This is a genomic window from Brachybacterium zhongshanense (assembly GCF_055385755.1).
In genome coordinates this window covers 2,343,742-2,366,059 of record NZ_AP043790.1, presented here as the reverse complement: position 1 = coordinate 2,366,059, position 22,318 = coordinate 2,343,742, and the positions used below count along the sequence as shown (strand labels likewise).

Genomic DNA, 22,318 nt, shown 5'->3' with positions numbered 1-22,318 from the left:
CCGTCCATGCGCAGCTGCGTCGGGACCAGCTGGTGCAGCGGCTCGGGAGCCAGGATCTCCCGACGCCGCCGCGGGACGGTTGCGGCGCGAGTTCTGGACCGCCTCGCAAGACTGTCCGGTGACGGCGAACCTGCTGGGCGACGCACTCGCCGTGCTGTTCATGGTCGCACTGGTGATGCTCGCCAGCGCGCTGATCCGGGGCAGACGGAGGTCTCACGCAGCTTGGGCCTCTGACCCATCGGGCTCTTGCCCGTCGGCCTCTGACCTGTCGGCCGGGGAGGCGCCGACCGGGCGCGTCCCGGTCGCATCCGGGCGACGGAGTGCTCCAGGGCACTCCGTCGCCCGGCGGATGTCCCGGGGATGCTCCAATGGGAGGGTGACGCACACCCAGCTCGATTCCCGTTCGCCCCATCCCGACCCTGACGCCGATGCTGGCGCCGGCGCCGGCGCCGACCCGCAGCGCTCGGTCGCCGGCGCGACGCACCGTGCGCGGTCCTGGACCGACATCCCCGCCGGGGGTCAGGACGTGCGGCTGGTCGTGTGCGACATGGACGGCACGCTGCTCACCCCGCAGGGCGAGGTCCCGGCGCGCTTCTGGGAGCTGCAGGAGCGCATGCGCGAGCGCGGGATCCTGTTCGTCCCGGCCAGCGGCCGCCAGTACGCGACGCTCGCGGAGACCTTCGGCGGGGAGCGCGGCACCACCACCTTCGTCGCCGAGAACGGCACCCTGGTGATCCGTGACGGCGAGGTCGTCGAGACGGTCGTCGTCGATCGCACCGCCGTGCTCGAGGTGATCGATGCGGTGCGGCGATGCGCGGCCGAGGGCATCCACGACGTCGGCCTGGTGGTGTGCGGGGTGCGCACCGCCTACGTCGAGCGGACCGACGAGGAGTTCCTCCGCGAGGCGCGCACCTACTACAGGAGCCTCGAGGTCGTCGAGGATCTCACCGACGTCGCCGACATCGAGGGCGGGATCCTCAAGCTCGCCGTGCACGATGCGGTCGACGCCGAGGCCACCGCCGGAACCGAGGCGTTCACCCGCTTCGAGCGGACCCAGCAGGTCGTCGTCTCCGGCAGGCACTGGATCGATGTCATGAACCCTGCGGCAGACAAGGGGCGCGGGGTGCGCGCCCTGCAGGACTCCCTCGGCATCGCGCCGTCGCAGACCGCGGTGTTCGGCGACTACCTCAACGACCTGGCGATGTACCGGACCGCCGAGTGGTCCTTCGCGATGGCGGCCGCCCATCCCGACATCGTCGCCGCCGCGCGCTACCTCGCCCCGGGCAACGACGAGGACGGCGTGGTGCGCGTCCTCGAGCATCTGCTCGACATCGACGCGGATGCGGTACCTGCGGATCAGATCGAGGGGACGCGAGCCGGGGCGCGCTGATCCCCCATCGAACATCGGCTCTCGCTGATGGATGCACGACGCGGCAGGAGGGGACGCGCAAGAGGCCGCTCGTGCACTGGGTCACAGATCTCCCGTCGTCGGGCTCCACGTGCCGTAGGCTCGTCGACGTCGTCCGCGATCACCGGCATCATCAGCCGGAGGGGCGCGGCCCCGCAGGGGGTCGCTCCGGATACCGGCGGGCGGCGCGCACGGCGCAGGACCCCTCGGGGGCTGACCGACGACGGTCGCGCTCATCACGACGAGAACGGGTTCACATCACTCACACCGCAGCCGGCACCATCCCTGCACCCACCACAGACCACACCTCGACGCGCCTCCGCCCGGAGCGCGTCCCGTCGGGGTGTCCAGACTCCTGAGCGGCGATCGCCGCGATGGATATCGGGTCACGACCGTGGCCCGAAGCAGACAGAAGGAATACCGCCATGGCAACTGGCATCGTCACCTGGTTCAACTCCGACAAGGGCTACGGCTTCATCGCCCCCGAGGACGGCTCCGCTGATGTGTTCGCGCACTTCAGCGCGATCATCGGCACCGGCCGTCGCGACCTGGTCGAGAACCAGCGCGTCGAGTTCGAGACCGAGCGGGGCCCCAAGGGCCTGCAGGCCGTGAACATCCGCGCGATCTGAGCGTCCTCCGCCGTCCGTCGGCCGTGCTCCTGCGGGACGCGGTGACGGGGACGGAGTCCGAGCCCGGCATCGACCGGTCCTGCCACGTGCAGGCCGGACGATGCCGGGCTCGTCCTGCTCCGGGGCGGTCACCAGCGCGGTCCCGGCTCCACCTGCGACCATGACGGGATGGACCTCTCGCGCCTCGCCCAGGACGTCTGGGAACGCATCCAGCCCGGGCCCGTCCCGGCGAGCACCTGGTGGGTGCTCGCCGCCGTCGCCGTCGCCGCCGTGCTCGTGCTGATGCCCCCGCTGTGGCGGTTCGCGCGGCTCGCGGTGACGATCGTCCATGAGCTCGGCCATGCGATCGCCGGGATCCTTGTGGGGCGGCGCTTCACGGGGTTCGTCGTCAGCTCGGACATGTCCGGGCATGCGGTGACCGTCGGCCCCCGTCGGGGGATCGGCCGCATCATCTCAGCCTGGGCCGGGTACCCCGCGCCGGCGCTGCTGGGAGCCGTGCTCGTGCAGGTCGCTCTGCACGGTTGGGCGCGCACCGCGCTGTCGGCCGCCCTCGCGATCCTGCTGGTGTCGCTCGTGTTCACCAGATCCCTGCACACCCTGGCGGCGGTGCTGGGCGTGATCCTCGGGCTCGGGGCCGTGTGGTGGTGGGCCAGTCCTGCGACGGCGGCGCTGGTCGCGCTCGCCGCCGGGGTGTTCCTGCTGCTGGGCGCATGGAGGCACGTGGGTGCGGTGATCCGCGCGAACCGCGGATCGGACGATCCCGCCCAGCTGGCCCAGCTCACCGTGCTGCCCGCCTGGGCATGGATCCTCAGCTTCGTGCTGGTCCTCGCCGCCTGCACCTGGGGGTCGTGGACGGCGCTCGCCCCGCACCTGATCTGATCGCCGCACCCGCTCGCCATCGTGCTCCCGGAGGAGGAGCATCGGGAGGAGCACCGAGAGCGGATCCCCGGGCGAACCGACAGGGAGGTGATCGTCATGGATCTCACCGTGCTCGCAGCGCTGCTCGACGGCAGCGACTACACGATCTCCCGCGAGATCATCCAGCGGGGGACCGCGGTCGTGTGCGTGCTGGCGTTCTGGTCGAGCCTGCAGCAGTTCCCCGCGCTGCTGGGGGAGCGGGGGCTGCTTCCGGTCGGCGACCTGCTCGAGATGCCCGGAGCCCGCCGTCGGCCCAGCCTGTTCCACTGGCGATGGACCCCGTACAGCGATCGCCTGCTGCGGATCGTGTGCGCCGTGGGCGTCGCGCTCGGCGTGGCGACCGTGCTGGGGCTTCCGCAGCAGGGGCCCGCCTGGACGACGGTCCTCGTGTTCTGGGCGATGTGGGGGCTGTACCTGTCGATCCACAGCCTGGGACGCGTGTTCTACGGGTACGGGTGGGAGTCGCTGCTGCTGGAGACCGGGTTCGTCGTCGGCCTGCTGGGATCCCATGCTGTCGCTCCGCCGATGCTGATCATCGTCTTCCTGCGCTGGCTGCTGGTCCGCGTCGAGTTCGGGGCGGGCATGATCAAGATGCGCGGAGACCGCTCGTGGCGGGATCTGACCGCGATGGACCACCACCATGAGACCCAGCCGATGCCCGGTCCCCTCAGCCGTCGCGCCCACCTGGCTCCGCGCTGGTGGCATCGCTGCGAGGTGCTCGGCAGCCATGTCGTGCAGCTCGGAGCGATCTGGCTGGTGCTGCTTCCGCAGCCGTTCGCCTCGTTCGGTGCGGGCCTCGTGATCCTGACGCAGCTGTTCCTGGTGGTGACCGGGAACTATGCGTGGCTGAACTGGTTGACGATCCTGGTGGCGACCTCGGCGATCAGCGACGGCTGCTGGCACTGGCTGCTCGGCGGCCCGTTCCCCGGATGGGGCTGGGAAGGACTCCTCGAGACAGGTCCCGTCTCCGCTGGTACGGTCGGTCCTGCCTCTGGAGCGGGCTCGCCGCTGTGGTGGACTCTCCTGATCGCGGCGGTCTTCGTGGGTCTGGTGATCCTCAGCCGCGAGCCGGTGGCCACCCTCTTCTCGCGGGATCAGCTGATGAATGCCAGCTTCAACCGCTTCCATCTGGTCAACGCCTATGGGGCCTTCGGGTCGATGACCGAGCGTCGGCTGGAGGTCGTCGTGGAGGGGAGGCTCGACCGGCCGGTCGACGACGGGCCGGCCGACGACGGCTGGAGGGCGTTCGAGCTCCGGGGGAAGCCAGGTGACGTGCGGCGCCGACCCCGCCAGTTCGCGCCCTATCATCTGCGGCTCGACTGGCAGATGTGGTTCCTGGCCCTGCGCCCCCGCGCCGAGGACTGGTTCGTGGCGCTGCTGGAGCGACTGCGCGACGGCGACCGTCCGATCCGGCGCCTGCTGCGCACCGACCCCTTCGGCGGTGCACGCCCGACGGCGCTCCGGGTCCGGCTGTTCGAGTACCGGTTCGCGACCGCCGAGGAGAGGCGGCGCGACGGCGCGACCTGGGTGCGCACGGACCTCGGTGTGGTCGCCGAGATGGCAGGGGCCCCCGACGCCTCCTACGGCCCCGACCGCTGAGCACCGGGCCCGAGCGCCGGGCCCGTGTCTCATCCCCGCAGCCGCCGCGTCGCACGCGGCGGGCTCGGTGGCCTACCCTGTGCTGTCAGCGATCGCCCGATCCTCCGTCCGTCCCAAGGAGTCCGATGACCTCGCTCGCCCTCCCCTCGCGCCGTCCCGTGCTGGCAGATGCCCTGATCGCGCGCTCCTCCCGCGCCAAGGACGTCGCTCTCGTCCTCGGTGGAGCGCTGCTGGTGGCACTGCTCGCCCAGGTGACGATCCCCATGCCGTACGTCCCGATCACCGGGCAGACGCTCGCCGTCATCATCGTCGGCTCCGCGCTCGGCGCTCGCCGCGGTGCCGCGGCGCTGACCACCTACATGGTCGCGGGCCTGGCCGGTCTTCCGGTCTTCGCGGAGTTCAGCGGGTCGCTCGCGATGGTGATGCAGCCGAGCTTCGGGTTCATCATCGGCTTCATCCCCGCTGCGGCTCTCGCCGGCTGGTTCGCCGAGCGGGCCTGGGATCGTCGCTCCTGGACCGCGATGGCGGGCTTCGTCGCCGCCAGCATCGTGCCCTTCCTGGTGGGCGTCCCCTACATGGCCTACATCCTCAACGTCGTGATGGGTCTGGGCATGGACCTCGGCGGCATCATGGCTGCAGGCGTGACCCCCTTCATCGCCGGTGGCCTCGTCAAGGCTGCGATCGCCGCCGTCGTGATCCCGATGGTGTGGCGGGCAGTCCGCTCGCTCGACGGGCGCAGCTGACCTCGCCCGTCCCGGCAGCCCGCGGGCGGGCCGGGAGCGTCGGACGGATCAGTACGCCAGCACGGCCGCGCGGACGATCAACGCGGTCAGGGCGAGCGACGGCACCAGCAGACCGAGGAACCACGCCCGTCGATAGCTGATCACCGCGATGAACTCGCGCAGCGTCGCGCTGGGGACGTAGTAGAAGCGGGTGGGTCCGCCCACGGCCTCGTCGTCGTAGCCGAGGCTGCGGGCCAGCAGCGCGGCCCGGAAGGCGTGATAGCGGCTCGTGGAGATCAGGTAGGGCCCCTGGTGACCTGCCTCGTCGAGCAGCCGGTGGGAGAACCTCAGGTTCTCCTCGGTGGTGCTCGACGCGGTCTCCGGCATGACGCTCGCAGCGGGCATCCCGGCCTCCTCCACGAGGTACTCGGCCATCGCCGTGCCCTCTGCGCGCTCCTCGTCGCCACCCCTGCCTCCCGAGGGCACGAGCACCGCGTCGATACCGCGGGCGGCGAGGTCGGCGCGCGCGGCGACCGCTCGGTCCAGTCGGCTCTGCAGCAGACGGGTGATCTTCCCCTGGATCAGGCCTGAGCCCAGCACGATGACGCCGGTGGTTTCCAGACGTCGCGGGAAGAGCTGGTACAGCACGCTCGCGGCGAGGAACACCAGGAACGACATGCCCAGGTGCAGCGACACGAGCGCCAGCAGCGCCCCGAGCCCCAGACTCACCGGATTCGTGGAGGCGATGAGCGCGCCGGAGGCCACGGGGGCCGCGATCAGGGCGAGGCCCGCCAGCAGGGAGAGGGCGTTGCCGAGGGAGCGGCCCTCGCGGCGGGCCATCGTCAGGCCGTTCCCGATCAGCGCGATCGGCAGCACGAGCACGCCCAGCACCACCAGCACGCCCAGGGCCAGCACCACCGCTTCGCCGAAGGGGATGGTCTCCCCGATCAGCTGAAGCATCGCCATCAGCGAGGCGTACAGAGCGATCAGCACCAGCACGCCGTTGCGCACCCGTCGACGGTCGCGACGGAACACGAGCAGGAACAGGCCCCACCAGAAGGCGGCACCGATCAGCGATCCCAGCATTCCAACTCCTCGTCTCCGCTGTGCTCGTCCTGGCAGTCAGGGGACCATACTGGCACGTGCGCAGGCCACCGCCGGCCACGCGGGCGGGCTGTGGCCCGCGAGCGGCGGTCGGGCGCAGGGCTGACCCCACCCCGTCGTCGGGCGGGTCAGCCGACGAGCAGCGACAGCAGCAGCACCATGCCGAGGCCGACGACGGAGTTGCACAGCTGGAACAGGCCTTAGGTCTTCAGGGTGTCCTTGACGGAGAGCCCGAAGTAGCCCTTGAACAGCCAGAACGCGGCATCGTTGACGTGGGTGAAGGTGTTGGACCCGGCGGCCGTGGCGAGCACCAGCAGCGCCGGGTCGATCCCTCCGGTCATGGCGCCGGTGGCGGGGTCGATGACGGCGGCGGCGATGATGCCCGAGGCGGTCATGGCGGAGACCACCCCCTGACCGGTGGCCAGTCGGATCAGCACGGTGATCAGCCAGGCCATGATGTACGGGTTGGCGTCGACGCCCGTCATCAGCGTGCCGATGAAGTCGCCGATGCCGGTGTCGATGATGACCTGCTTGAGGGCACCGCCCGCGCCGATGATCAGGACGACGACGGCGATGGCCCTGACCGCCTCCTCGAACTTGTCCATCACCCAGGTGAAGGGCTTGCGGCGGCGCGTGCCGAACAGCAGGAATGCGGCGATCATGGCGATCGTGATGGCGACCTCGGAGGAGCCGACGAAGTTCACCAGGTCGTAGGCGAGGGTGCCCTCGACCAGCCAGCTGTCGGCGATGGTGGCGACGATCATGATGATCGCCGGGATGAGGGGGACGATCAGGGAGACGGCGAAGCTGGGGCGCTCCTCGACCGGGACCTCCTCGTCGGCCTCCATGATCGCGGGAGTCGGGAAGTCCAGATCACCGAGGAAGCGGGGGAGCACCCAGCCGGTGACGGCGATCGTGACGATCGCGATCGGGATGCCGTAGATGTAGGTCATGCCGGTGTCGGCGCCGTAGGCGTCGACGAGGGCGACGGGGCCCGCCTGCGGGACGAACAGGGAGTGGGCGGTGGTGGTGGCGGCGACCGCGGGGGTCGCGAGCTTCATGAACGGCATCCGTGCCTCGTGGGCGACGGCGATGACCAGCGGGGCGAGGACGATGAAGGCGACCTCGTAGAACATGGCGAGGCCGAAGACCAGCCCGCAGATGACCATGGACACCTTCACCCAGCGCACGCCGAGCCGGGCGATGAGGGTCTCGACGATCTGGCTCGCGGCGCCGGAGTCCACCATCAGCTTGCCGATGACCGCACCGAAGACCACCAGGATCGCCAGCGAACCGAGCGTGCCGCCGAAGCCGGAGGACATCGTCTCCAGCAGCGACGAGAGGGTGAGGGGCTCGCCCGGCATCCAGCGGGCAGCGATGGAGACCATCTCGCCGATGCCGATCAGGAGCGCCGCGAGGAGCAGCGCCAGCATGGCGTTGAGCTTGTACTTCATGTTCAGCCAGAGCATCAGGGCGATGCCCAGCACGATCCACACGACGTGGAGCCATTCCATGGGGTTCCTCCGCTTCCTCGGGGACGACCGGAGGAAGCGGCGGGACGACCGCGTCCGGCAGCGGGAGGCAGGTCCCGCGGCAGCCCTCCGTTTCTAGGGCGGCGGGCTCCGCAGACGGACCCGGTGCCGGATGCTGCCAGGGTCGGGAGGATCACGATGCCGTACGGGTCGGGAGGATCACGCGGCGGCAGACCGCGCGGGCGATCGGGCGCGAACTGGCCTAGGCTTCGAGCGGATGCACGGCAGCTGCCGGTGCACAGGCGCAGCAGACGCCGCCCGGGCCGTCCGTCGGCCGCGGACCGCGTCGGGAGGACGGGGATGAACGGTCCGATCGGTCCGATCGAGCGGCGCAGGCCGTCCGATCGCTTCGGCGTCGTCAGACGACGCCGTCCAGGGCTGAAGCTCCTGGTCGCGGGCATGGCGATGGTCGCTCTGTATGCCGCAGGGTTCCTCGCGATCATGGCCGCCGAGGGCCGCAGCTACTCATGGATCTCCGCCCTCTACTGGGCGATCACGACCATGAGCACCCTCGGCTACGGGGACGTGGTCTTCGAGTCCGATCTCGGGCGCCTCTACTCGATGCTGGTGCTCGCCAGCGGCGTCGTGTTCCTGCTCGTGCTGCTCCCGTTCTTCGTCATCCAGTACGTCGTCAACCCGTGGCTGGATCGTCGGGAGACCGCGCGCATGCCCCGCAAGATCCCGCAGGCCCTGCGGGATCACGTGATCCTGGTGGGTCAGGGCGCGGTCACCCATGCGTTCATGGCGCGGGCCGAGCGCTCGAAGGTCCCCGCGGTGGTTGTGCTGGAGGATCCGGTCTCCGCCGGCCGGCTTCACGACCAGGGCCAGCAGGTCGTCGTCGGCCCGCTGGACTCCGCGCAGACCTACCGCAACGCCGGGGCGGACCGGGCCCGACTGGTGGCCTCGACGCTCTCGGACACGGCCAACACGAACGTGGCGTTCACCGTCCGCTCCGTCTCGGGCGAGGTCGGGATCGCGGTGACCGCGGAGAAGTGGGCGTCGGTCGACGTCCTGGGCCTTGCCGGCGCCGACCATGTGCTCCAGCTGGGTGCGGTGCTGGGGCGGGAGATGGCCGGGCGCGTCCTCGGCTCGACGGGTCGCGTGCACCGCATCGGCAGCTTCGGCCGCACCGTCATCGCGGAGGTGGCGGTCGGGGGCACGGAGCTCGTCGGCCGGACGCTGGGGGAGGCGACCGCCGAGATCACCTCGTGCGTGAGGATCCTGGCGGTGATGCGCAAGGGTCGTCTGCGGCAGCTTCGACCCGACCAGACGATCGCTGAGGGGACGGTGCTGGTGCTCGCGGGGGAGTCCGAGGAGCTGGCCGCCTTCGACGCCCGCTTCGCCGTCGAGCATCGCAGCGAGGACCCCGTGATCATCCTCGGGGGAGGCCGCGTCGGCCGGGCCGCCTCACGGGCGCTCAGCGAGGACGGGATCCCCAACACGATCGTGGAGCAGCTGCCGGGCAGGGTCGAGAACTCGGCCGGCGCGCTCGAGGGCACGTCCTCGTACCGGGTCGTCCACGGCGACGCGGCCGACTATCGTCTGCTGCGCGAGGCCGGCCTGGAGTCCGCCTCCGGCATCCTGGTCACCCCGCACGACGACGACCTCAACGTGTATCTCACGCTGTACTGCCGCCGCCTGCGCCCGGAGCTCCAGATCGTCTCCCGCGCCAGCTACGAGCGCAACGTCGCGACCCTGTACCGCGCGGGAGCCGACACCGTCCTCTCGTACGCCACGATCGGCGCGACCGAGCTGTGGAACGACGCCGGCCTGAGCCATCGCGTGCTGGTCGCCGAGGGCAACGAGCTGTTCCTGGTGCCCTGCCCTCAGACCCTGGTCCGACGCTCCGTCCGCAACGCCGACGTCCATGAGCGCACCGGCTGCCACGTCGTCGCGGTCGCCGACGAGCACGGCACCCTCAGCTACGACACCGAGCGCATCGATGCCGGCACGGCGCAGCTGCTCCTCCTCGGCGACCGCCACGCGGAGCGCCTCTTCCGCCAGACCTACCTGCGCCGTCGGCGCCGCCCCGCTCGCGCTGGTGTGCGCTGACCCCGCCGATCCGCGCGCCGATATCGTCGATCGCCGCGCCGATATCGTCGATCCGTGCGCTGACCGCGCGGCTCTGCCCGCCTCGCGCCCGACGAACCGTCCATCGCCCATCACCCGTCACCCGTCACCCGAGAGACCAGGACAGACAGGAGAGCCATGACCGCCGCATCCACCTCCCTCGTGAAGCTCGCCGTCGGCGACGCCGCCCCCGACTTCGACCTGCCGACCGCCGGAGGCGGCCGGATCAGCCTCGCCGATCTGCGCGGCGCCCCGGCGCTCCTCTGGTTCTACCCGGCGGCGAACACCTCGCTGTGCACGAAGCAGGCCTGCGACCTGCGCGACAACCATCAGATGTTCCTGGACGCCAGCTACCGCGTGGTCGGCATCTCTCCCGACGCGATCGAGGACATCGAGCGGTTCGTCGAGCGTCAGCAGCTGCCGTACACGCTGGCCGGGGACGAGTCCCACGAGGTCATGGAGGCCTACGGGGCCTGGGGCGAGAAGAACATGTACGGCGTCAAGAAGATGGGCACCATCCGCTCCACCTTCGCGATCGACGCCGAGGGCGTGCTGACCTTCGTGAAGTACCGCGTCGGGACCCCGTCCCACATCCAGCTTCTCCAGGAGAAGCTCGGTCTCTGAGCAGCCTCAGGGACGCCTCGCGGGGCTTCGGGGCGCCTTAGGAGAGCCTCCGTGGAGAATCTGCGGCGGCTCGCAGGGGCCTCGGGGGTGCTTCTGGGGGAGCCTCCGTGGAGACCCTGCGGGGCACCGGTCGGCCGACGATCGTCCGACGGGTCGATCCGCCGGTGTGACGTGCGCCAAGGACGTGACCCGATCGCCGCCGGTCGCTTTGGTGCTCCCTGCCATGCTCCCGTATGCTGAGTCGGCGCGCAGGCCCTTGGCCCGTGCGAGGAGACGTGGCAGAGCGGCCGAATGCGCTCCCCTGCTAAGGGAGTAGGTGGTGATAAACCGCCTCGGAGGTTCAAATCCTCTCGTCTCCGCCCAGCTGAGGGCCCCGGCGATCCGTCGCCGGGGCCCTTCGCATCTCCGCCATGGTCCATGTCCCTGGCCTGATCCCCCAGCCCTGGCCTGATCCCCCAACCCTGGCCTGAGCCCCCAACCCTGGCCTGAGCCCCCAACCCTGGCCTGATCCCCCAGCCCTGGCCTGAGCCCCCAACCCCGGGCTATCGGCGCATCCCCGCGCTATCGGCCGGTTCCGCAGCGACGGTTGCCAATCTCGTGGAGCAGTGTCCGTCTACCACCGCTTGAACGACGTTCAAGCGGTGGTAGACGGACACTGCTCGCTGGTGGGCGTGGTGGGTCCGGTGCGCGCGGAGGGCGTGGTGGGCGTGGTAGGCCCAGTGGGTCCGGTGGGCCTGGCGGGTCCGGCGAGCTTGGCGGGCTCCGCGGCCCGGGCGGCTCAGCGGCCCAGCGTCGAGCCCTGCGTGGTCGCGTCGCCGATCTCCGGCCATTCGGGATCCGACGTCTCGAGCAGCTCCGGATCGCGCACGAGCTCCTCCTGGGGGCCCTCCTTGAGGCGCGCGGCGAGCGAGCCGAGGTCCTCCCGCAGCAGCATCCGTGCCCGCACGGCGTCCCCGGTGGCGATGGCATCCACCAGCTCGGCGTGCGTCTCGGGCAGGTCAGGGCGCACTCCGAAGCCGCGCGGATCGGAGAAGGACCCCAGCCGCGTGAGGATCACGATGGTGCTCATGGCCGTGGTGAGGAACCTGTTCCCCGCGGCCTCGGCGAGGCGCAGGTGGAGATCGAGATCCGCCGTGCCCGCCTCGATGATCTCGCCCGCCTCGAGCGCTGTGCGCATCCGCTCCAGGCATTCGCGCAGGGGCGAGAGCAGCGCCTGCGCCTGGACCGAGCCCGCGTCGTCCGAGCTGTCCGTCCCGTCTGCTCCGTCGGACCCTTCCCGGAGCTCTGCGATGCGCTCGGCGACGATCGTGGCGGTCTGCATCTCGATGCCGATGCGGTAGTGCAGGAAGTCCGACATCGTCGCGGCGTCCATCTCGGTGACGAACAGACCGCGCCCCGGGTGCTGGGTCAGCAGTCCGTCGCGGACCAGCCGCTGGCAGGCCTCCCGGAGCGAGGAGCGGGAGATCCCCATCTGGGAGGAGACGTGCACCTCGGGCACGGGGTCGCCGGGACGCAGAGCGCCGCTGAAGATCGCGCCGCGCAGCTCGATCTCGGCCTGGTCGATGACCGAGGGCCGACGCAGCGGCTGAAGCGTAGGCAGCGGGACTCCGGCGGAGAGGGTGTCCATCGGGTGCTCCTGGTGGTAGGGGCCGTCGCGGGGCCGACGGGCTGTGGTCACGGCCTCGTCACGATACGCGCTCGACGTGCGAGCACACCGTGAGGAACGGGCCGACGCGCTACGGTGTAGGCTCCTGTGTCCGTTCTTCGGATTGTCGGACAATCCGGAGCGCGGTGAATCGTAGAGCGAGAGGAAGCTCCCATGCACAACCGCCGAACGTTCGTCCGCAACTCCGGGCTGGTCCTGTCCGCCGCAGCGCTCGGCGGACTCGCCGCATGCACCCGCACGAGCACCGGCGGGGACGCCAGTGACGGGGGCGGCGAGGATGTCCTCACTCGTCTCCAGAACGCCGGCACCATCACGGTCGGCTTCGCCGGTGAGGCCCCGTACAGCTTCGAGGACGGCGGTGAGCTGACCGGTGCGACGGTCGCGATGCACCGCGAGATCTTCGGGGAGCTGGGCATCGACACCGTCGAGGGCAAGCTCACCGACTGGGGCTCGCTGATCCCGGGCCTGAACGCCGGGCAGTTCGACGCCGTCAGCGCCGGCATGTCGATCCTCCCCGATCGCTGCGCCCAGGCGGCCTTCTCCGAGCCGGAGTTCCAGTACACGACCGCGCTCATGGTCCCCGAGGGGAACCCCGAGGGGCTCGTGGACATGAACTCGTTCGTCGACTCGGGTCTGACGGTCGCGACCATGTCCGGTGCGATCGAATCCGACTACGCCACCCAGCTGGGGCTCGACAGCATCGAGGTCGGCGGCCCGCAGGACGGCGTGGATGCCCTCAAGGCGGGCAACGCCGATGCCTTCGCCCTGACCGCGATCTCCCTGAACTACCTGGCGGACAACACCGTCGACGGGGTCGAGGTCACCGAGAGCTTCGTCCAGGAGATCGACGGCGTGAAGCAGTACGGCGCCGGCGGCACCGTGTTCCGTCAGGACGACACGTCGCTGCTGGACGCCTACAACGAGAAGCTCGCCGAGATCATCGCCGATCCTGACCGCTACCTCTCGATCGTCGGCGACTTCGGCTTCACCGAGGAGGAGCTGCCGCCGGAGGACATGACCACGGAGATCCTCTGCTCGGGCGATCTCTCCTCGCTGCAGTGATCGGCTTCTTCGAGAACCTCGGTCCGAACCTCCGCCTGCTGGCCGAGCGCTCACCGCAGATCCTCGACGGGCTGCTCGTCACGCTGCTGACGACGGCCCTCGGCGCGGCGGTCGCGCTCGTGATCGCCTTCGTCTTCGGCATCGCGCAGACCAACCGGTTCGTCGCGGTGCGGTTCGTCTCCCGGGTGTTCGTGGAGTTCTTCCGCGGCACCTCGCTGGTGGTGCAGCTGTTCTGGCTCGCATTCGTGCTCCCGCAGCTGCCCTATCCCTTCGGGTTCCGGCTCGACCCGCTGCTCGTCGGCGTCATCGCACTGGGGCTGAACTACGGCGCCTACGCGGCCGAGGTCGTGCGCGGCTCCATCGGCTCGGTGCCCAAGGGGCAGTACGAGGCGATCAGCGCGCTCTCCCTCAGTCCGATGCGCGGACTGTTCCGCGTGGTGATCCCGCAGGCGTGGGCGCTCATGCTGCCCTCGCTGTCGAACCTGTGGATCCAGCTGCTCAAGGGCAGCGCGATCGTCAGCACCGTCACGCTGTATGACCTGTTCTTCCAGGTCGAGCAGCTGCGCGACCGCACCGGCACCTGGTTCGCCTATCTCTTCGCCCTGCTCGCCTACTACCTGACCGCCTGGGTGATCGTGATCCTGATGAACGCCCTCGAGATCCGCGCCAAGCATCGCATCGGGCGCGGACCGGCCCTGTCCTCGTCCTGGCGGGTGCTCTTCCGCGCGCCCGGCAGCACGCCGGCGGAGGGGAGCGCGGCATGACCGAGACCTCCTGGTGGGACTGGGACCACGCCGCGGCCGCCCTCCCGCATCTGCTCGCCGGATTCCGCTACACGCTGCTGGCGACGGTGCTCGGCACGCTGATCGCCGTCGTGCTGGGTCTGCTCGTCGCCCTCGTGCGTCGCAGCGCCCCGAGGGTGATCGCCTCGCCGGTGACCGCTGTCGTCGAGTTCATCCGCATGACGCCTCTGGTCGTCCAGCTGGTGTTCGCGAACCTCGTGATCTCCCCGTACGTCGACAGCACCCTGGCGATCGGCATCTGGGTGCTGGGCATCCACTACACGACCTACATGGCCGAGGTGTATCGCGCGGGCATCGACTCCGTCCCGCGCGGCCAGTGGGAGGCGGCCACCGCGCTGTCCCTGCCGCGAGCCAGGACCTGGCGCGCAGTGGTGGTCCCGCAGGCGATCCGCAACACCCTGCCGGCGCTGGGCAACTACGCGATCTCCATGTTCAAGGAGACTCCGTTCTTCGTCGTCATCTACGTCGGCGAGATGGTGCGCGAGGCCCAGAACTACGGGGCATCGAACTTCCGCTACACCGAGGCCATCACGCTGGCGGGTCTCATCTTCCTGATCGCCAGCTATCCGACCTCCCTCCTCGTCCGACGTCTGGAGAAGAAGCTTGCCTGAGAACAGCAGCCCTGCCGCGGGCGCCGACGCAACCTCCGCAACGCCGGCCCCGGCCACGGCCGGAGCCTCCGTCGGCCCGTCGCAGATACCCCACATCGAGTTCCGCGACGTGGTCAAGAAGTTCGGGGACAACACCGTGCTGTCCGATCTGAACTTCTCGGTGTCCAAGGGGGAGAGGGTCACCCTCATCGGCCCCTCAGGCTCCGGGAAGACCACGATTCTGCGCCTGGTGATGACTCTGGAGGAGCTCACCGGCGGCTACATCATGGTGGGCGGCCATCCGCTGCAGTACGAGGAGCAGGGAGGCAAGCGCGTGCGGATCCCCGACAAGCGCCGGCGCCGCACCACGCAGGACATCGGCATGGTGTTCCAGCACTTCAACCTGTTCCCCAACATGACTGTGCGGGAGAACATCGTGGAGGCGCCGATCCACGTGATGGGCTTGTCCAAGGACGAGGCCGCGGAGAAGGCCCGCGGACTGCTCGAGAAGGTCGGTCTCGCCGATCGTGAGGACGCCCGGCCCTCGCAGCTGTCCGGCGGTCAGCAGCAGCGTGTCGCGATCGCCCGCGCCCTCGCGATGGACCCCGAGATCCTCCTGCTGGACGAGGTCACCTCCGCGCTGGACCCGGAGCTGGTGGGCGAGGTGCTCGGGGTGCTGAAGGACGTCGCCGCCGAGACCGACATCTCTATGCTGATCGTCACGCACGAGATGCAGTTCGCCAATGACGTCTCCGACCGCGTCATGATGTTCGACCAGGGGTCCATCGTGGAGGAGGGGGCGCCGCAGAAGATCTTCTCCGACCCCTCCCACCAGCGCACCCAGGACTTCCTGCGCGCTGTGCTGTGACCCGTTCTGTGCTCTGACCCCTGTCCGGACCTGACCGCGGAACGTGCCGCGAACAGGTCCTCGCGCCCCGGGGCGCCTGCGCCGACGCCGCCGTCAGGCGGCCGATGCGCGCACCCCGGTTGCGTGTGATCCCGCCGGCGCGCGGCGTCCGCGCGACCCGCCACCGGGCTGTCCACGCTGTCCCGAGTGCTGGTACGACTCGGGATCAGAGACGCACCGCGATAGTCTGTGCCCGTTCATTCCGCGTCGTGGCGGTCGCTCGCTCCGTCGACGGCCGCCGTGCGGCGCCGCCGATCCCCAGGAGACCATGTGCCTGATTCCGACGCGATCCGCGTACCGACGCTGACGAGCGAGTTCCCCGTCGTCGGCGATGATCCGCACATCGATGCGCCCCTGCGTGCGACGGTCCGCCGCCTGTCGACCATCCTCGGTCGCACCCTCGCGGACCAGCACGGCCCGGAGCTGCTCGAGCTGGTCGAGCAGGTCCGCGCTCTGACCAAGGACGCGAAGTCCTCGGCCTCCACCGCTGAGGCCGCTGACGTGCAGGCGCGCCTCGCCGAGCTGCCGCTCGAGCAGGCGACCGCCCTGACCCGAGCCTTCGCCGAGTACTTCCTGCTGGCGAACGCCGCCGAGCAGGTCTACCGCGTCCGCGCCCTGCGCGAGCGCCCGGCCTCGGAGTCGTGGGTGCCGCGCACGGTCGCCGCCGTGGCGGAGGAGCTCGGGGCCGACGGCCTGCAGAAGGCTCTCGACTCCCTGGACGTGCGGCTGATCTTCACCGCGCATCCCACCGAGGCGTCCCGCCGGGCGGTGCTGACCAAGCTCCGCAAGATCTCCGACATCCTCGAGAACGACACCGAGGAGGGCACGCCGGAGCGCCGTCGCCAGGATAATCTCCTGGCCGAGCTCATCGAGTCGCTCTGGCAGACCGACGAGCTGCGCCGCGAGCGGCCCACCCCGCAGGACGAGGCGCGCAACGCCCTGTACTACCTGCGCCAGCTGTACACCCAGACGATGCCCGGGTTCCTCAACGACCTGCGGGAGGAGCTGCGCGCGCACGGGGCGGACCTGGTCGAGCGCCAGGTGCCGCTGCGATTCGGCTCGTGGATCGGCGGGGATCGTGACGGCAATCCGTTCGTCACCGCCGAGGTCACCCGGGATGTCCTGAAGCTGCAGGCCGAGGCCGCGGTCGACATCGCCATCCATGCGGTCTCCGAGCTGATCGCCGATCTCTCGATATCCAGCGCCCTGACCGGCGACGACGAGGAGCTGCGTGCGAGCATCGCCGCCGACCTCGAGTTCGAGTCCGACATCGACGAGGTCCAGCAGCGGCTCTTCTCCGAGGAGCCCTATCGCCTCAAGCTCGGCACGATGCGCGCCAAGCTCCTGGCCACCCGGGAGCGGATCCGCTCGGGCGAGCCGCACGTGCCGGGACGCGACTACCGCGACGGCGAGGAGCTGCAGGACGACTTCGAGGTGCTGCGGGGCGCGCTCGCCCGCCACGGAGGCAAGCGCGCGGCGGACGGCGCCATCGCCGTCGCCCAGCAGGTGCTCGCCGGCTCCGGTCTGAACCTCGCGATCCTGGACGTGCGCGAGCACTCCGAGAAGCACCACGAGGTTCTGGCCCGCCTGTTCGACAGGGTGGGGGAGCTCGACCGCCCCTATGCGGAGCTCAGCCGCGCCGAGCGCACGAAGGTGCTCTCGGCCGAGCTCGCGAGCCGCCGTCCGCTGGTGGGCACCGCCCTCAGCGAGGACGAGACGATCCTCGACGACGCCACCCGCACCACCTATCGGGTGTTCGGCGAGATCCGCGACGCCCACCGGCAGTACGGCCAGTCCTGCATCGAGACCTACATCGTCTCGATGACCCATGGGGCCGACGACATCCTGGCCGTCGCCCTGCTGGCCCGCGAGGCCGGTCTGGTCACGCTCCCCGGCGGGGACGAGAACCGGGCGGACATCTCCTTCGCCCCGCTGCTCGAGGAGGTCGCCGAGCTGCGGCATGCCGGCGAGATCCTCGACGAGCTGCTGAGCGATCCCTCCTACCGCGAGATCGTGCGGCTGCGCGGCGACCTCCAGGAGGTCATGCTCGGCTACTCCGACGGCAACAAGGACTCCGGCGTGCTGACCAGCCAGTGGGAGATCCACCAGGCCCAGCGACGGCTGCGGGACGTGGCCGCCCGCCACGGCGTGACGCTGCGCCTGTTCCACGGCCGCGGCGGCTCCGTCGGCCGCGGCGGCGGTCCGACGTACGACGCGATCCTCGCCCAGCCGTACGGCGTGCTCGAGGGCGAGATCAAGTTCACCGAGCAGGGCGAGGTCATCTCCGACAAGTACATGCTGCCCACGCTGGCCCGGGAGAACCTGGACCTGTCGCTGGCGGCCGTGCTCGAGGGGTCCGCGCTGCACACCAGCCCCCGCTCGACGCCCCAGCAGCTGGAGCACTACGGCGAGGTCATGCAGCAGGTCTCCGACGCGGCGTACGCCCGCTACCGGACGCTGGCCGACGACCCGGACCTGCCCGAGTACTTCGTGACCTCCACCCCGGTGGAGCAGCTGGGTGAGCTGAACATCGGCTCCCGCCCCTCGAAGCGCGCGACCTCGGACAAGGGCCTGGATGGTCTGCGGGCGATCCCATGGGTGTTCGGCTGGACCCAGTCCCGCCAGATCGTGCCCGGCTGGTTCGGCGTCGGCTCCGGCCTGAAGGCCGCCCGCGAGGCCGGTCTCGAGGCCGACCTGCACGAGATGCTGCGTCACTGGCACTTCTTCCGCACGGTCATCAGCAACGTCGAGATGACCCTCGCGAAGACCGACATGGCGATCGCCGCGCACTACGTGCACTCGCTCGTGCCGGAGCGCCTGTGGCCGCTGTACGAGCGGATCAAGGAGGAGTACGAGCTGTCGGTGGCTGAGGTCGAGCGCCTCACCGGTGTGCTCGATCTGCTCGATGGTCAGCCCGTGCTCAAGCGCACCCTGTCGGTGCGCGACCGCTACCTCGACCCGATCTCCTACATGCAGGTCGCGATGCTCCAGCGGGTGCGCGCCGCCGCGGAGGAGGGGCGCGAGGTCGAGCCCGAGCTGCAGCGCGCGCTTCTGACGACGATCAACGGCGTGGCCGCCGGCATGAAGAACACCGGCTGATCGCTCCGATCGGATCCCGAGACGACGCCCGGCCCCTCCAGGAGGGACCGGGCGTCGTCGCGTCCGGGGGCGACTGCGGCTCGTCGGCCGGGCGTCGCGCCGGTGAGGCCCTGGTCGGCGGTCGGCCTCAGCGGGCGGTGCCGTCGACCGCGAACTCGTCGATCCGCTCGAGCTCCTCGGCCGTGAAGCCGAGCTTCGAGAGCGTGCCGACGTTCTGCTCGAGCTGATGCAGCGAGGATGCACCCACCAGGGCCGTGGTGACCTGCGGATGCCGCAGCGCCCATGCCAGGGCCATCTGCGCGAGGCTCTGGCCGCGCTCGTGGGCGATCGCCGAGAGCCCCCGCACACGGTTCTGGTAGTCGGGATCCTGGACCTGGCGCTCGCTCAGGAAGGGCGAGGGCCCTCCGGCGCGGGAGTCGAGGGGCACCCCGGACATGTAGCGGTTGGTCAGCAGGCCCTGCTGCAGCGGCGAGAAGGCGGCGATGCCGACGCCGAGATCCTCGACGGTCTCCAGCAGGCCATGCTCGATGTGCCGGTTGAACATCGAGTAGGACGGCTGGTGGATCAGCAGCGGCACCCCCATGTCGTCGAGGATGGCGGCAGCCTCCCGGGTGCGCTCCGGGGAGTAGTTCGAGATGCCGACATACAGCGCGCGACCGCTGCTCACAGCCGTCGCGAGCGCACCCATGGTCTCCTCGAGGGGGGTCTGGGGATCCTCGCGGTGATGGTAGAAGATGTCCACGTACGGCAGGCCGAGGCGGTGCAGGGACTGGTCCAGCGAGCTCAGCAGGTACTTGCGCGAGCCTCCGTCGCCGTAGGGTCCGTCCCACATGCGATAGCCGGCCTTGGTGGAGATGATGAGCTCGTCGCGGTGGTGCTGGAAGTCCTCGGCGAGGATGCGGCCGATGTTCGCCTCCGCGGCTCCCGGGGGCGGACCGTAGTTGTTGGCCAGGTCCAGGTGGGTGATCCCCAGATCGAAGGCCCGACGGACGATCGTGCGCAGCGTCTTCGGGTCGCGGTTCTCGCCGAAGTTCTGCCACAGTCCCAGGGAGATCGGCGGCAGCATCAGCCCGGAGCGCCCTGCCCTCCGGTACGGCATGTGGTCGTGGCGGTACATGGCGGGGGAGAAGGCGTCGGTGCTCATGGCCGCATTCTAGAGGGGCGCGTCACATCGCAGGAGGGACCTCATGCCTTCGGCAGGGGCCTCTCCATGCCGACCATCCGCAGACCCGTGACGGTGAGATCGGCGGGGTCTCCGGGGAAGGGGAGCAGCTCGCCGGTGGGCACGAAGCCGTGGCGCCGATACCAGCCGTGCAGCTCGGGCCGGGACTCGAGCACCCGGATGCGCAGCACCTCGACGCCGTCGGCGGACAGCAGCTCGGCCTGCGCCTCGAGCAGGGTCGCTCCGATCCCTCCCGCCTGGGCTCTGGGGGCGACGGCGAACAGTCCCAGCTCGGCGCTCGACCGGCCGAGGTCGTCCGGTCCCTCGCGATGCGTGTAGCAGCAGCCGACGACCTGGTCGTCGGGGCCGACGGCGACCAGCAGCACGACGTCATCGTCGGCGACCATGCCGGCGACCTCGTCGGCGTCCGTGCGGGCTCCGCGCACCAGATGCGCCTCGGTGGTCCATCCTCCCTCTCCGCGGTAGGCGTCCTCGACGACGGGGAGGATGCCGGGGACATCCTGCGCGGTGGCGGGACGGATCGTGATGCCGGGGGCGGGTGCAGTGCTCATCGTTCCAGGGTCTTCCGTGCGTTCTTCTGCGTGTTCTTCCGTGCGTTCCTGCGGGTGCGCCCAACGCCCACCGCGCCCGGTGGGCGCCGTGGGCCAGGTGCGCGCGGTGCGCTCTGCTGGTTCGAGGGCGGTGTTCAGCGCACCAGGCCCAGGTGCTGCAGCTCGCGCAGCAGACCGTGGCCGTCCGGCGCCTCGACCGTCGTCGGGCCGGGACCCGTGCGGCGTGCGCCGTCGAGGGGCCGCAGCGTTCCGTGGGCGAGCAGCTGCTCGGGCTCCGTGAGCTGCCGGATCGCGATCGCCTCGACGTTGTCGGGATGGCGCGCCGCGAACGCGGCATAGGTGGCCGGGTCGTGCTGGCCGTCGTCGCCGACGAGGATCCAGCGGATATGGGGGAACTGCTCGGCGAGGCTCTCCAAGGAGCGCCGCTTGTGCTCGCGGCCCGAGCGGAACATGCCGGTGTTCGTCGGCCCCCAGTCCGTCAGCAGCAGGGGCCCCTCCGGGTAGCCGTTCTTGTACAGGAAGCGGCGCAGGACCGGGAAGACGTTCCATGCTCCCGTGGAGAGGTACAGGAACGGCATCTCCGGATGCTCCCTAGCCAGGTGCTGGTACAGGGCCGGCATCCCGGGGACGATCCGACGGGTGGTCTGGTGCGCGACGAACGCGTTCCAGAACGCGATCAGGGGGCGCGGCAACCAGGTGATCATCACCGTGTCGTCGATGTCGCTGACCAGGCCGATGCGAGCTTCCGGCTCCAGGACGTCGATGTCGGCGGTGACCGTGTTGGACGGGGCCGTCCACAGCTCCGCCTGGTGACGACCGGGCGGGAGATCGACCTCGACCCAGGTGTCGAGGATGCCGGAGCGATCGGCGACCGCCCGGACCTCCCTGCCCCCGATGCGGATGTGCACGGTGCGATGCGCGGCGACCTGGCCGGCGAAGTTCCTCCAGCCGCGCACGGCCATCCGTCGCATATCCTGCACCGGCTGATCATGGAGATCCGCGGGAGTGCCGGGGGAGGCATAGCGGACCTTCGCGAGGATCCGCACCCGGGAGGTGCTGCCGTAGCCGTGGAACGGCTGCAGCCGCAGATCCCAATGCATGCGGCGCAGCACCTGGCTGACCGCAGTGTTCTTGACGTCCTCGACCCGGGCCGCCCAGTGGGGGCGATCCGGGCCGGTGTCCGGTGCGCGCCGCGGACGACGCAGGGGGATGGGTGATCGCACGTGCAGGGTCTCGAGTGCGTTGTCGAGGCGGAGAGGATCGGCCGACGGGGGCTCAGACCCTTCGGGCCATCTTCACCCAGGCGCTCGACGGGTCATCCTCGACGATCTGCCAGCGCTCTCCCGTATCCGTGAAGCCGAGGCTCTCGTAGGCGGCGCGGGCGCCGGTGTTGGTGGGGCCGACGTACAGGGTGACGGTGTCCGCGCCGTCCTCCTTGGCCCACTCGATGACCGCTTCAGCGAGGCGCTGGGCGAGCCCGGCCTTGCGGGAGGTGGGGGTGACCCACATGGCCTGGAGCTCGCGCTCGTTCTCCGGGGAGTCCGCCTCATGGCGCACCGCGACGACGCCGATCGGCTGACCGGACTCGACGGCGAGGAACCAGGCGGCCTCGCCGACGCGCTGCTTCCAGACCTTGTCCTCGTAGGTGGACTCCTTCTCCCAGCTCTGCCCGAACGCTGCGGGATCGCTGCTGAGGGAGCGGAGTCGGATCTCGCGCACGAGCGACCAATCGTCGTCGTGGGCGCGGATGATGTCGGCCATTGCTGTCCTCCTGAGCCGTCGGTGCGTCGCGGGCATCCCGCCCGGGCGGCTGCCTCGGTGCCGCGGTGGCGTGGGGTGCACTCCCGTCGG

At 70.3% G+C, this 22,318-nt stretch carries 19 protein-coding genes and 1 tRNA gene; 13 read left to right on the top strand and 7 right to left on the bottom strand.

Features of this window, described 5'->3' with window-relative positions:
- The first annotated feature begins 376 nt into the window (after positions 1 to 376).
- From ACZ5AJ_RS10645 to ACZ5AJ_RS10625, 5 genes are all read left to right on the top strand, one after another.
- Positions 377 to 1,390, top strand: a complete 1,014-nt coding sequence (locus tag ACZ5AJ_RS10645; protein ID WP_464134082.1) for a Cof-type HAD-IIB family hydrolase — start codon at positions 377 to 379, stop codon at positions 1,388 to 1,390.
- A 443-nt stretch (positions 1,391 to 1,833) separates the two neighbouring features.
- Positions 1,834 to 2,037, top strand: coding sequence for a cold-shock protein (locus ACZ5AJ_RS10640; protein ID WP_464134079.1), 204 nt, complete (start codon positions 1,834 to 1,836; stop codon positions 2,035 to 2,037).
- Between the two features lie 168 nt (positions 2,038 to 2,205).
- A complete protein-coding gene (locus tag ACZ5AJ_RS10635; RefSeq protein ID WP_464134076.1) occupies positions 2,206 to 2,916 on the top strand; it encodes a M50 family metallopeptidase in 711 nt (236 codons plus the stop codon).
- A 96-nt stretch (positions 2,917 to 3,012) separates the two neighbouring features.
- Positions 3,013 to 4,554 carry a lipase maturation factor family protein gene (locus ACZ5AJ_RS10630; RefSeq protein ID WP_464134073.1) on the top strand — a complete coding sequence of 514 codons (1,542 nt, stop codon included), beginning with the start codon at positions 3,013 to 3,015 and terminating at the stop codon, positions 4,552 to 4,554.
- Positions 4,555 to 4,679: 125 nt separating this feature from the next.
- Positions 4,680 to 5,297, top strand: a complete 618-nt coding sequence (locus ACZ5AJ_RS10625) for a biotin transporter BioY (RefSeq protein WP_464134071.1) — start codon at positions 4,680 to 4,682, stop codon at positions 5,295 to 5,297.
- A 48-nt stretch (positions 5,298 to 5,345) separates the two neighbouring features.
- On the opposite strand, the gene ACZ5AJ_RS10620 is transcribed toward ACZ5AJ_RS10625, so the two are convergent.
- Both ACZ5AJ_RS10620 and ACZ5AJ_RS10615 read right to left on the bottom strand, forming a co-directional pair.
- Positions 5,346 to 6,362, bottom strand: coding sequence for a YdcF family protein (locus ACZ5AJ_RS10620; protein ID WP_464134069.1), 1,017 nt, complete (start codon positions 6,360 to 6,362; stop codon positions 5,346 to 5,348).
- Positions 6,363 to 6,580: 218 nt separating this feature from the next.
- Entirely contained in the window at positions 6,581 to 7,894 is a 1,314-nt protein-coding gene (locus tag ACZ5AJ_RS10615) for a gluconate:H+ symporter (RefSeq protein WP_464134066.1), read from the bottom strand.
- Positions 7,895 to 8,212: 318 nt separating this feature from the next.
- On the opposite strand from ACZ5AJ_RS10615, the gene ACZ5AJ_RS10610 reads away from it, so the two are divergent.
- The 3 genes from ACZ5AJ_RS10610 (at position 8,213) to ACZ5AJ_RS10600 (ending at position 10,965) form a co-directional block, all read left to right on the top strand.
- Positions 8,213 to 9,964 (top strand): potassium channel family protein, encoded by a 1,752-nt coding sequence (locus ACZ5AJ_RS10610; protein WP_464134062.1) that lies wholly within the window; start codon positions 8,213 to 8,215, stop codon positions 9,962 to 9,964.
- Positions 9,965 to 10,120: 156 nt separating this feature from the next.
- Entirely contained in the window at positions 10,121 to 10,606 is a 486-nt protein-coding gene (locus tag ACZ5AJ_RS10605) for a peroxiredoxin (protein ID WP_464134060.1), read from the top strand.
- A gap of 269 nt (positions 10,607 to 10,875) precedes the next feature.
- Positions 10,876 to 10,965 (top strand) — tRNA-Ser (locus tag ACZ5AJ_RS10600).
- A gap of 419 nt (positions 10,966 to 11,384) precedes the next feature.
- Here ACZ5AJ_RS10600 and ACZ5AJ_RS10595 read toward each other — a convergent pair.
- Positions 11,385 to 12,284 carry a GntR family transcriptional regulator gene (locus ACZ5AJ_RS10595; protein WP_464134056.1) on the bottom strand — a complete coding sequence of 300 codons (900 nt, stop codon included), beginning with the start codon at positions 12,282 to 12,284 and terminating at the stop codon, positions 11,385 to 11,387.
- A gap of 141 nt (positions 12,285 to 12,425) precedes the next feature.
- On the opposite strand from ACZ5AJ_RS10595, the gene ACZ5AJ_RS10590 reads away from it, so the two are divergent.
- The 5 genes from ACZ5AJ_RS10590 to ppc all read left to right on the top strand — a co-directional run bounded on the left by ACZ5AJ_RS10590 (position 12,426) and on the right by ppc (position 18,733).
- Positions 12,426 to 13,334 carry a transporter substrate-binding domain-containing protein gene (locus ACZ5AJ_RS10590; RefSeq protein ID WP_464134052.1) on the top strand — a complete coding sequence of 303 codons (909 nt, stop codon included), beginning with the start codon at positions 12,426 to 12,428 and terminating at the stop codon, positions 13,332 to 13,334.
- A complete protein-coding gene (gene ehuC / locus ACZ5AJ_RS10585) occupies positions 13,331 to 14,098 on the top strand; it encodes an ectoine/hydroxyectoine ABC transporter permease subunit EhuC (protein WP_464134045.1) in 768 nt (255 codons plus the stop codon). Before ACZ5AJ_RS10590 ends, ehuC begins: the two co-directional genes overlap by 4 nt.
- Entirely contained in the window at positions 14,095 to 14,748 is a 654-nt protein-coding gene (gene ehuD / locus ACZ5AJ_RS10580; RefSeq protein WP_464134040.1) for an ectoine/hydroxyectoine ABC transporter permease subunit EhuD, read from the top strand. The genes ehuC and ehuD overlap by 4 nt, the downstream gene beginning before the upstream one ends.
- A 109-nt stretch (positions 14,749 to 14,857) precedes the next feature.
- Positions 14,858 to 15,595 (top strand): amino acid ABC transporter ATP-binding protein, encoded by a 738-nt coding sequence (locus ACZ5AJ_RS10575; RefSeq protein ID WP_464138754.1) that lies wholly within the window; start codon positions 14,858 to 14,860, stop codon positions 15,593 to 15,595.
- A 309-nt stretch (positions 15,596 to 15,904) separates the two neighbouring features.
- A complete protein-coding gene (ppc, locus tag ACZ5AJ_RS10570; RefSeq protein ID WP_464134036.1) occupies positions 15,905 to 18,733 on the top strand; it encodes a phosphoenolpyruvate carboxylase in 2,829 nt (942 codons plus the stop codon).
- Between the two features lie 127 nt (positions 18,734 to 18,860).
- On the opposite strand, the gene ACZ5AJ_RS10565 is transcribed toward ppc, so the two are convergent.
- The 4 genes from ACZ5AJ_RS10565 to ACZ5AJ_RS10550 all read right to left on the bottom strand — a co-directional run bounded on the left by ACZ5AJ_RS10565 (position 18,861) and on the right by ACZ5AJ_RS10550 (position 22,228).
- On the bottom strand, positions 18,861 to 19,877 hold the full coding sequence (locus tag ACZ5AJ_RS10565; RefSeq protein ID WP_464134032.1) for an aldo/keto reductase: 1,017 nt from the start codon (positions 19,875 to 19,877) through the stop codon (positions 18,861 to 18,863).
- A gap of 41 nt (positions 19,878 to 19,918) precedes the next feature.
- Positions 19,919 to 20,467, bottom strand: coding sequence for an N-acetyltransferase family protein (locus ACZ5AJ_RS10560; protein ID WP_464134028.1), 549 nt, complete (start codon positions 20,465 to 20,467; stop codon positions 19,919 to 19,921).
- A 134-nt stretch (positions 20,468 to 20,601) separates the two neighbouring features.
- Positions 20,602 to 21,690, bottom strand: a complete 1,089-nt coding sequence (locus tag ACZ5AJ_RS10555; protein ID WP_464134026.1) for an App1 family protein — start codon at positions 21,688 to 21,690, stop codon at positions 20,602 to 20,604.
- Between the two features lie 52 nt (positions 21,691 to 21,742).
- A complete protein-coding gene (locus ACZ5AJ_RS10550) occupies positions 21,743 to 22,228 on the bottom strand; it encodes a GNAT family N-acetyltransferase (protein WP_464134023.1) in 486 nt (161 codons plus the stop codon).
- Positions 22,229 to 22,318: the final 90 nt, after the last annotated feature.

Bases quoted from the DNA above. Each gene is read 5' to 3' on its own strand.
- ACZ5AJ_RS10640 (WP_464134079.1), top strand. From the start codon at position 1,834: ATGGCAACTGGCATCGTCACCTGGTTCAACTCCGACAAGGGCTACGGC.
- ACZ5AJ_RS10635 (WP_464134076.1), top strand. From the start codon at position 2,206: ATGGACCTCTCGCGCCTCGCCCAGGACGTCTGGGAACGCATCCAGCCC.
- ACZ5AJ_RS10630 (WP_464134073.1), top strand. From the start codon at position 3,013: ATGGATCTCACCGTGCTCGCAGCGCTGCTCGACGGCAGCGACTACACG.
- ACZ5AJ_RS10625 (WP_464134071.1), top strand. From the start codon at position 4,680: ATGACCTCGCTCGCCCTCCCCTCGCGCCGTCCCGTGCTGGCAGATGCC.
- ACZ5AJ_RS10620 (WP_464134069.1), bottom strand. From the start codon at position 6,362: ATGCTGGGATCGCTGATCGGTGCCGCCTTCTGGTGGGGCCTGTTCCTG.
- ACZ5AJ_RS10615 (WP_464134066.1), bottom strand. From the start codon at position 7,894: ATGGAATGGCTCCACGTCGTGTGGATCGTGCTGGGCATCGCCCTGATG.
- ACZ5AJ_RS10610 (WP_464134062.1), top strand. From the start codon at position 8,213: ATGAACGGTCCGATCGGTCCGATCGAGCGGCGCAGGCCGTCCGATCGC.
- ACZ5AJ_RS10605 (WP_464134060.1), top strand. From the start codon at position 10,121: ATGACCGCCGCATCCACCTCCCTCGTGAAGCTCGCCGTCGGCGACGCC.
- ACZ5AJ_RS10590 (WP_464134052.1), top strand. From the start codon at position 12,426: ATGCACAACCGCCGAACGTTCGTCCGCAACTCCGGGCTGGTCCTGTCC.
- ehuD (WP_464134040.1), top strand. From the start codon at position 14,095: ATGACCGAGACCTCCTGGTGGGACTGGGACCACGCCGCGGCCGCCCTC.
- ACZ5AJ_RS10565 (WP_464134032.1), bottom strand. From the start codon at position 19,877: ATGAGCACCGACGCCTTCTCCCCCGCCATGTACCGCCACGACCACATG.
- ACZ5AJ_RS10560 (WP_464134028.1), bottom strand. From the start codon at position 20,467: ATGAGCACTGCACCCGCCCCCGGCATCACGATCCGTCCCGCCACCGCG.
- ACZ5AJ_RS10550 (WP_464134023.1), bottom strand. From the start codon at position 22,228: ATGGCCGACATCATCCGCGCCCACGACGACGATTGGTCGCTCGTGCGC.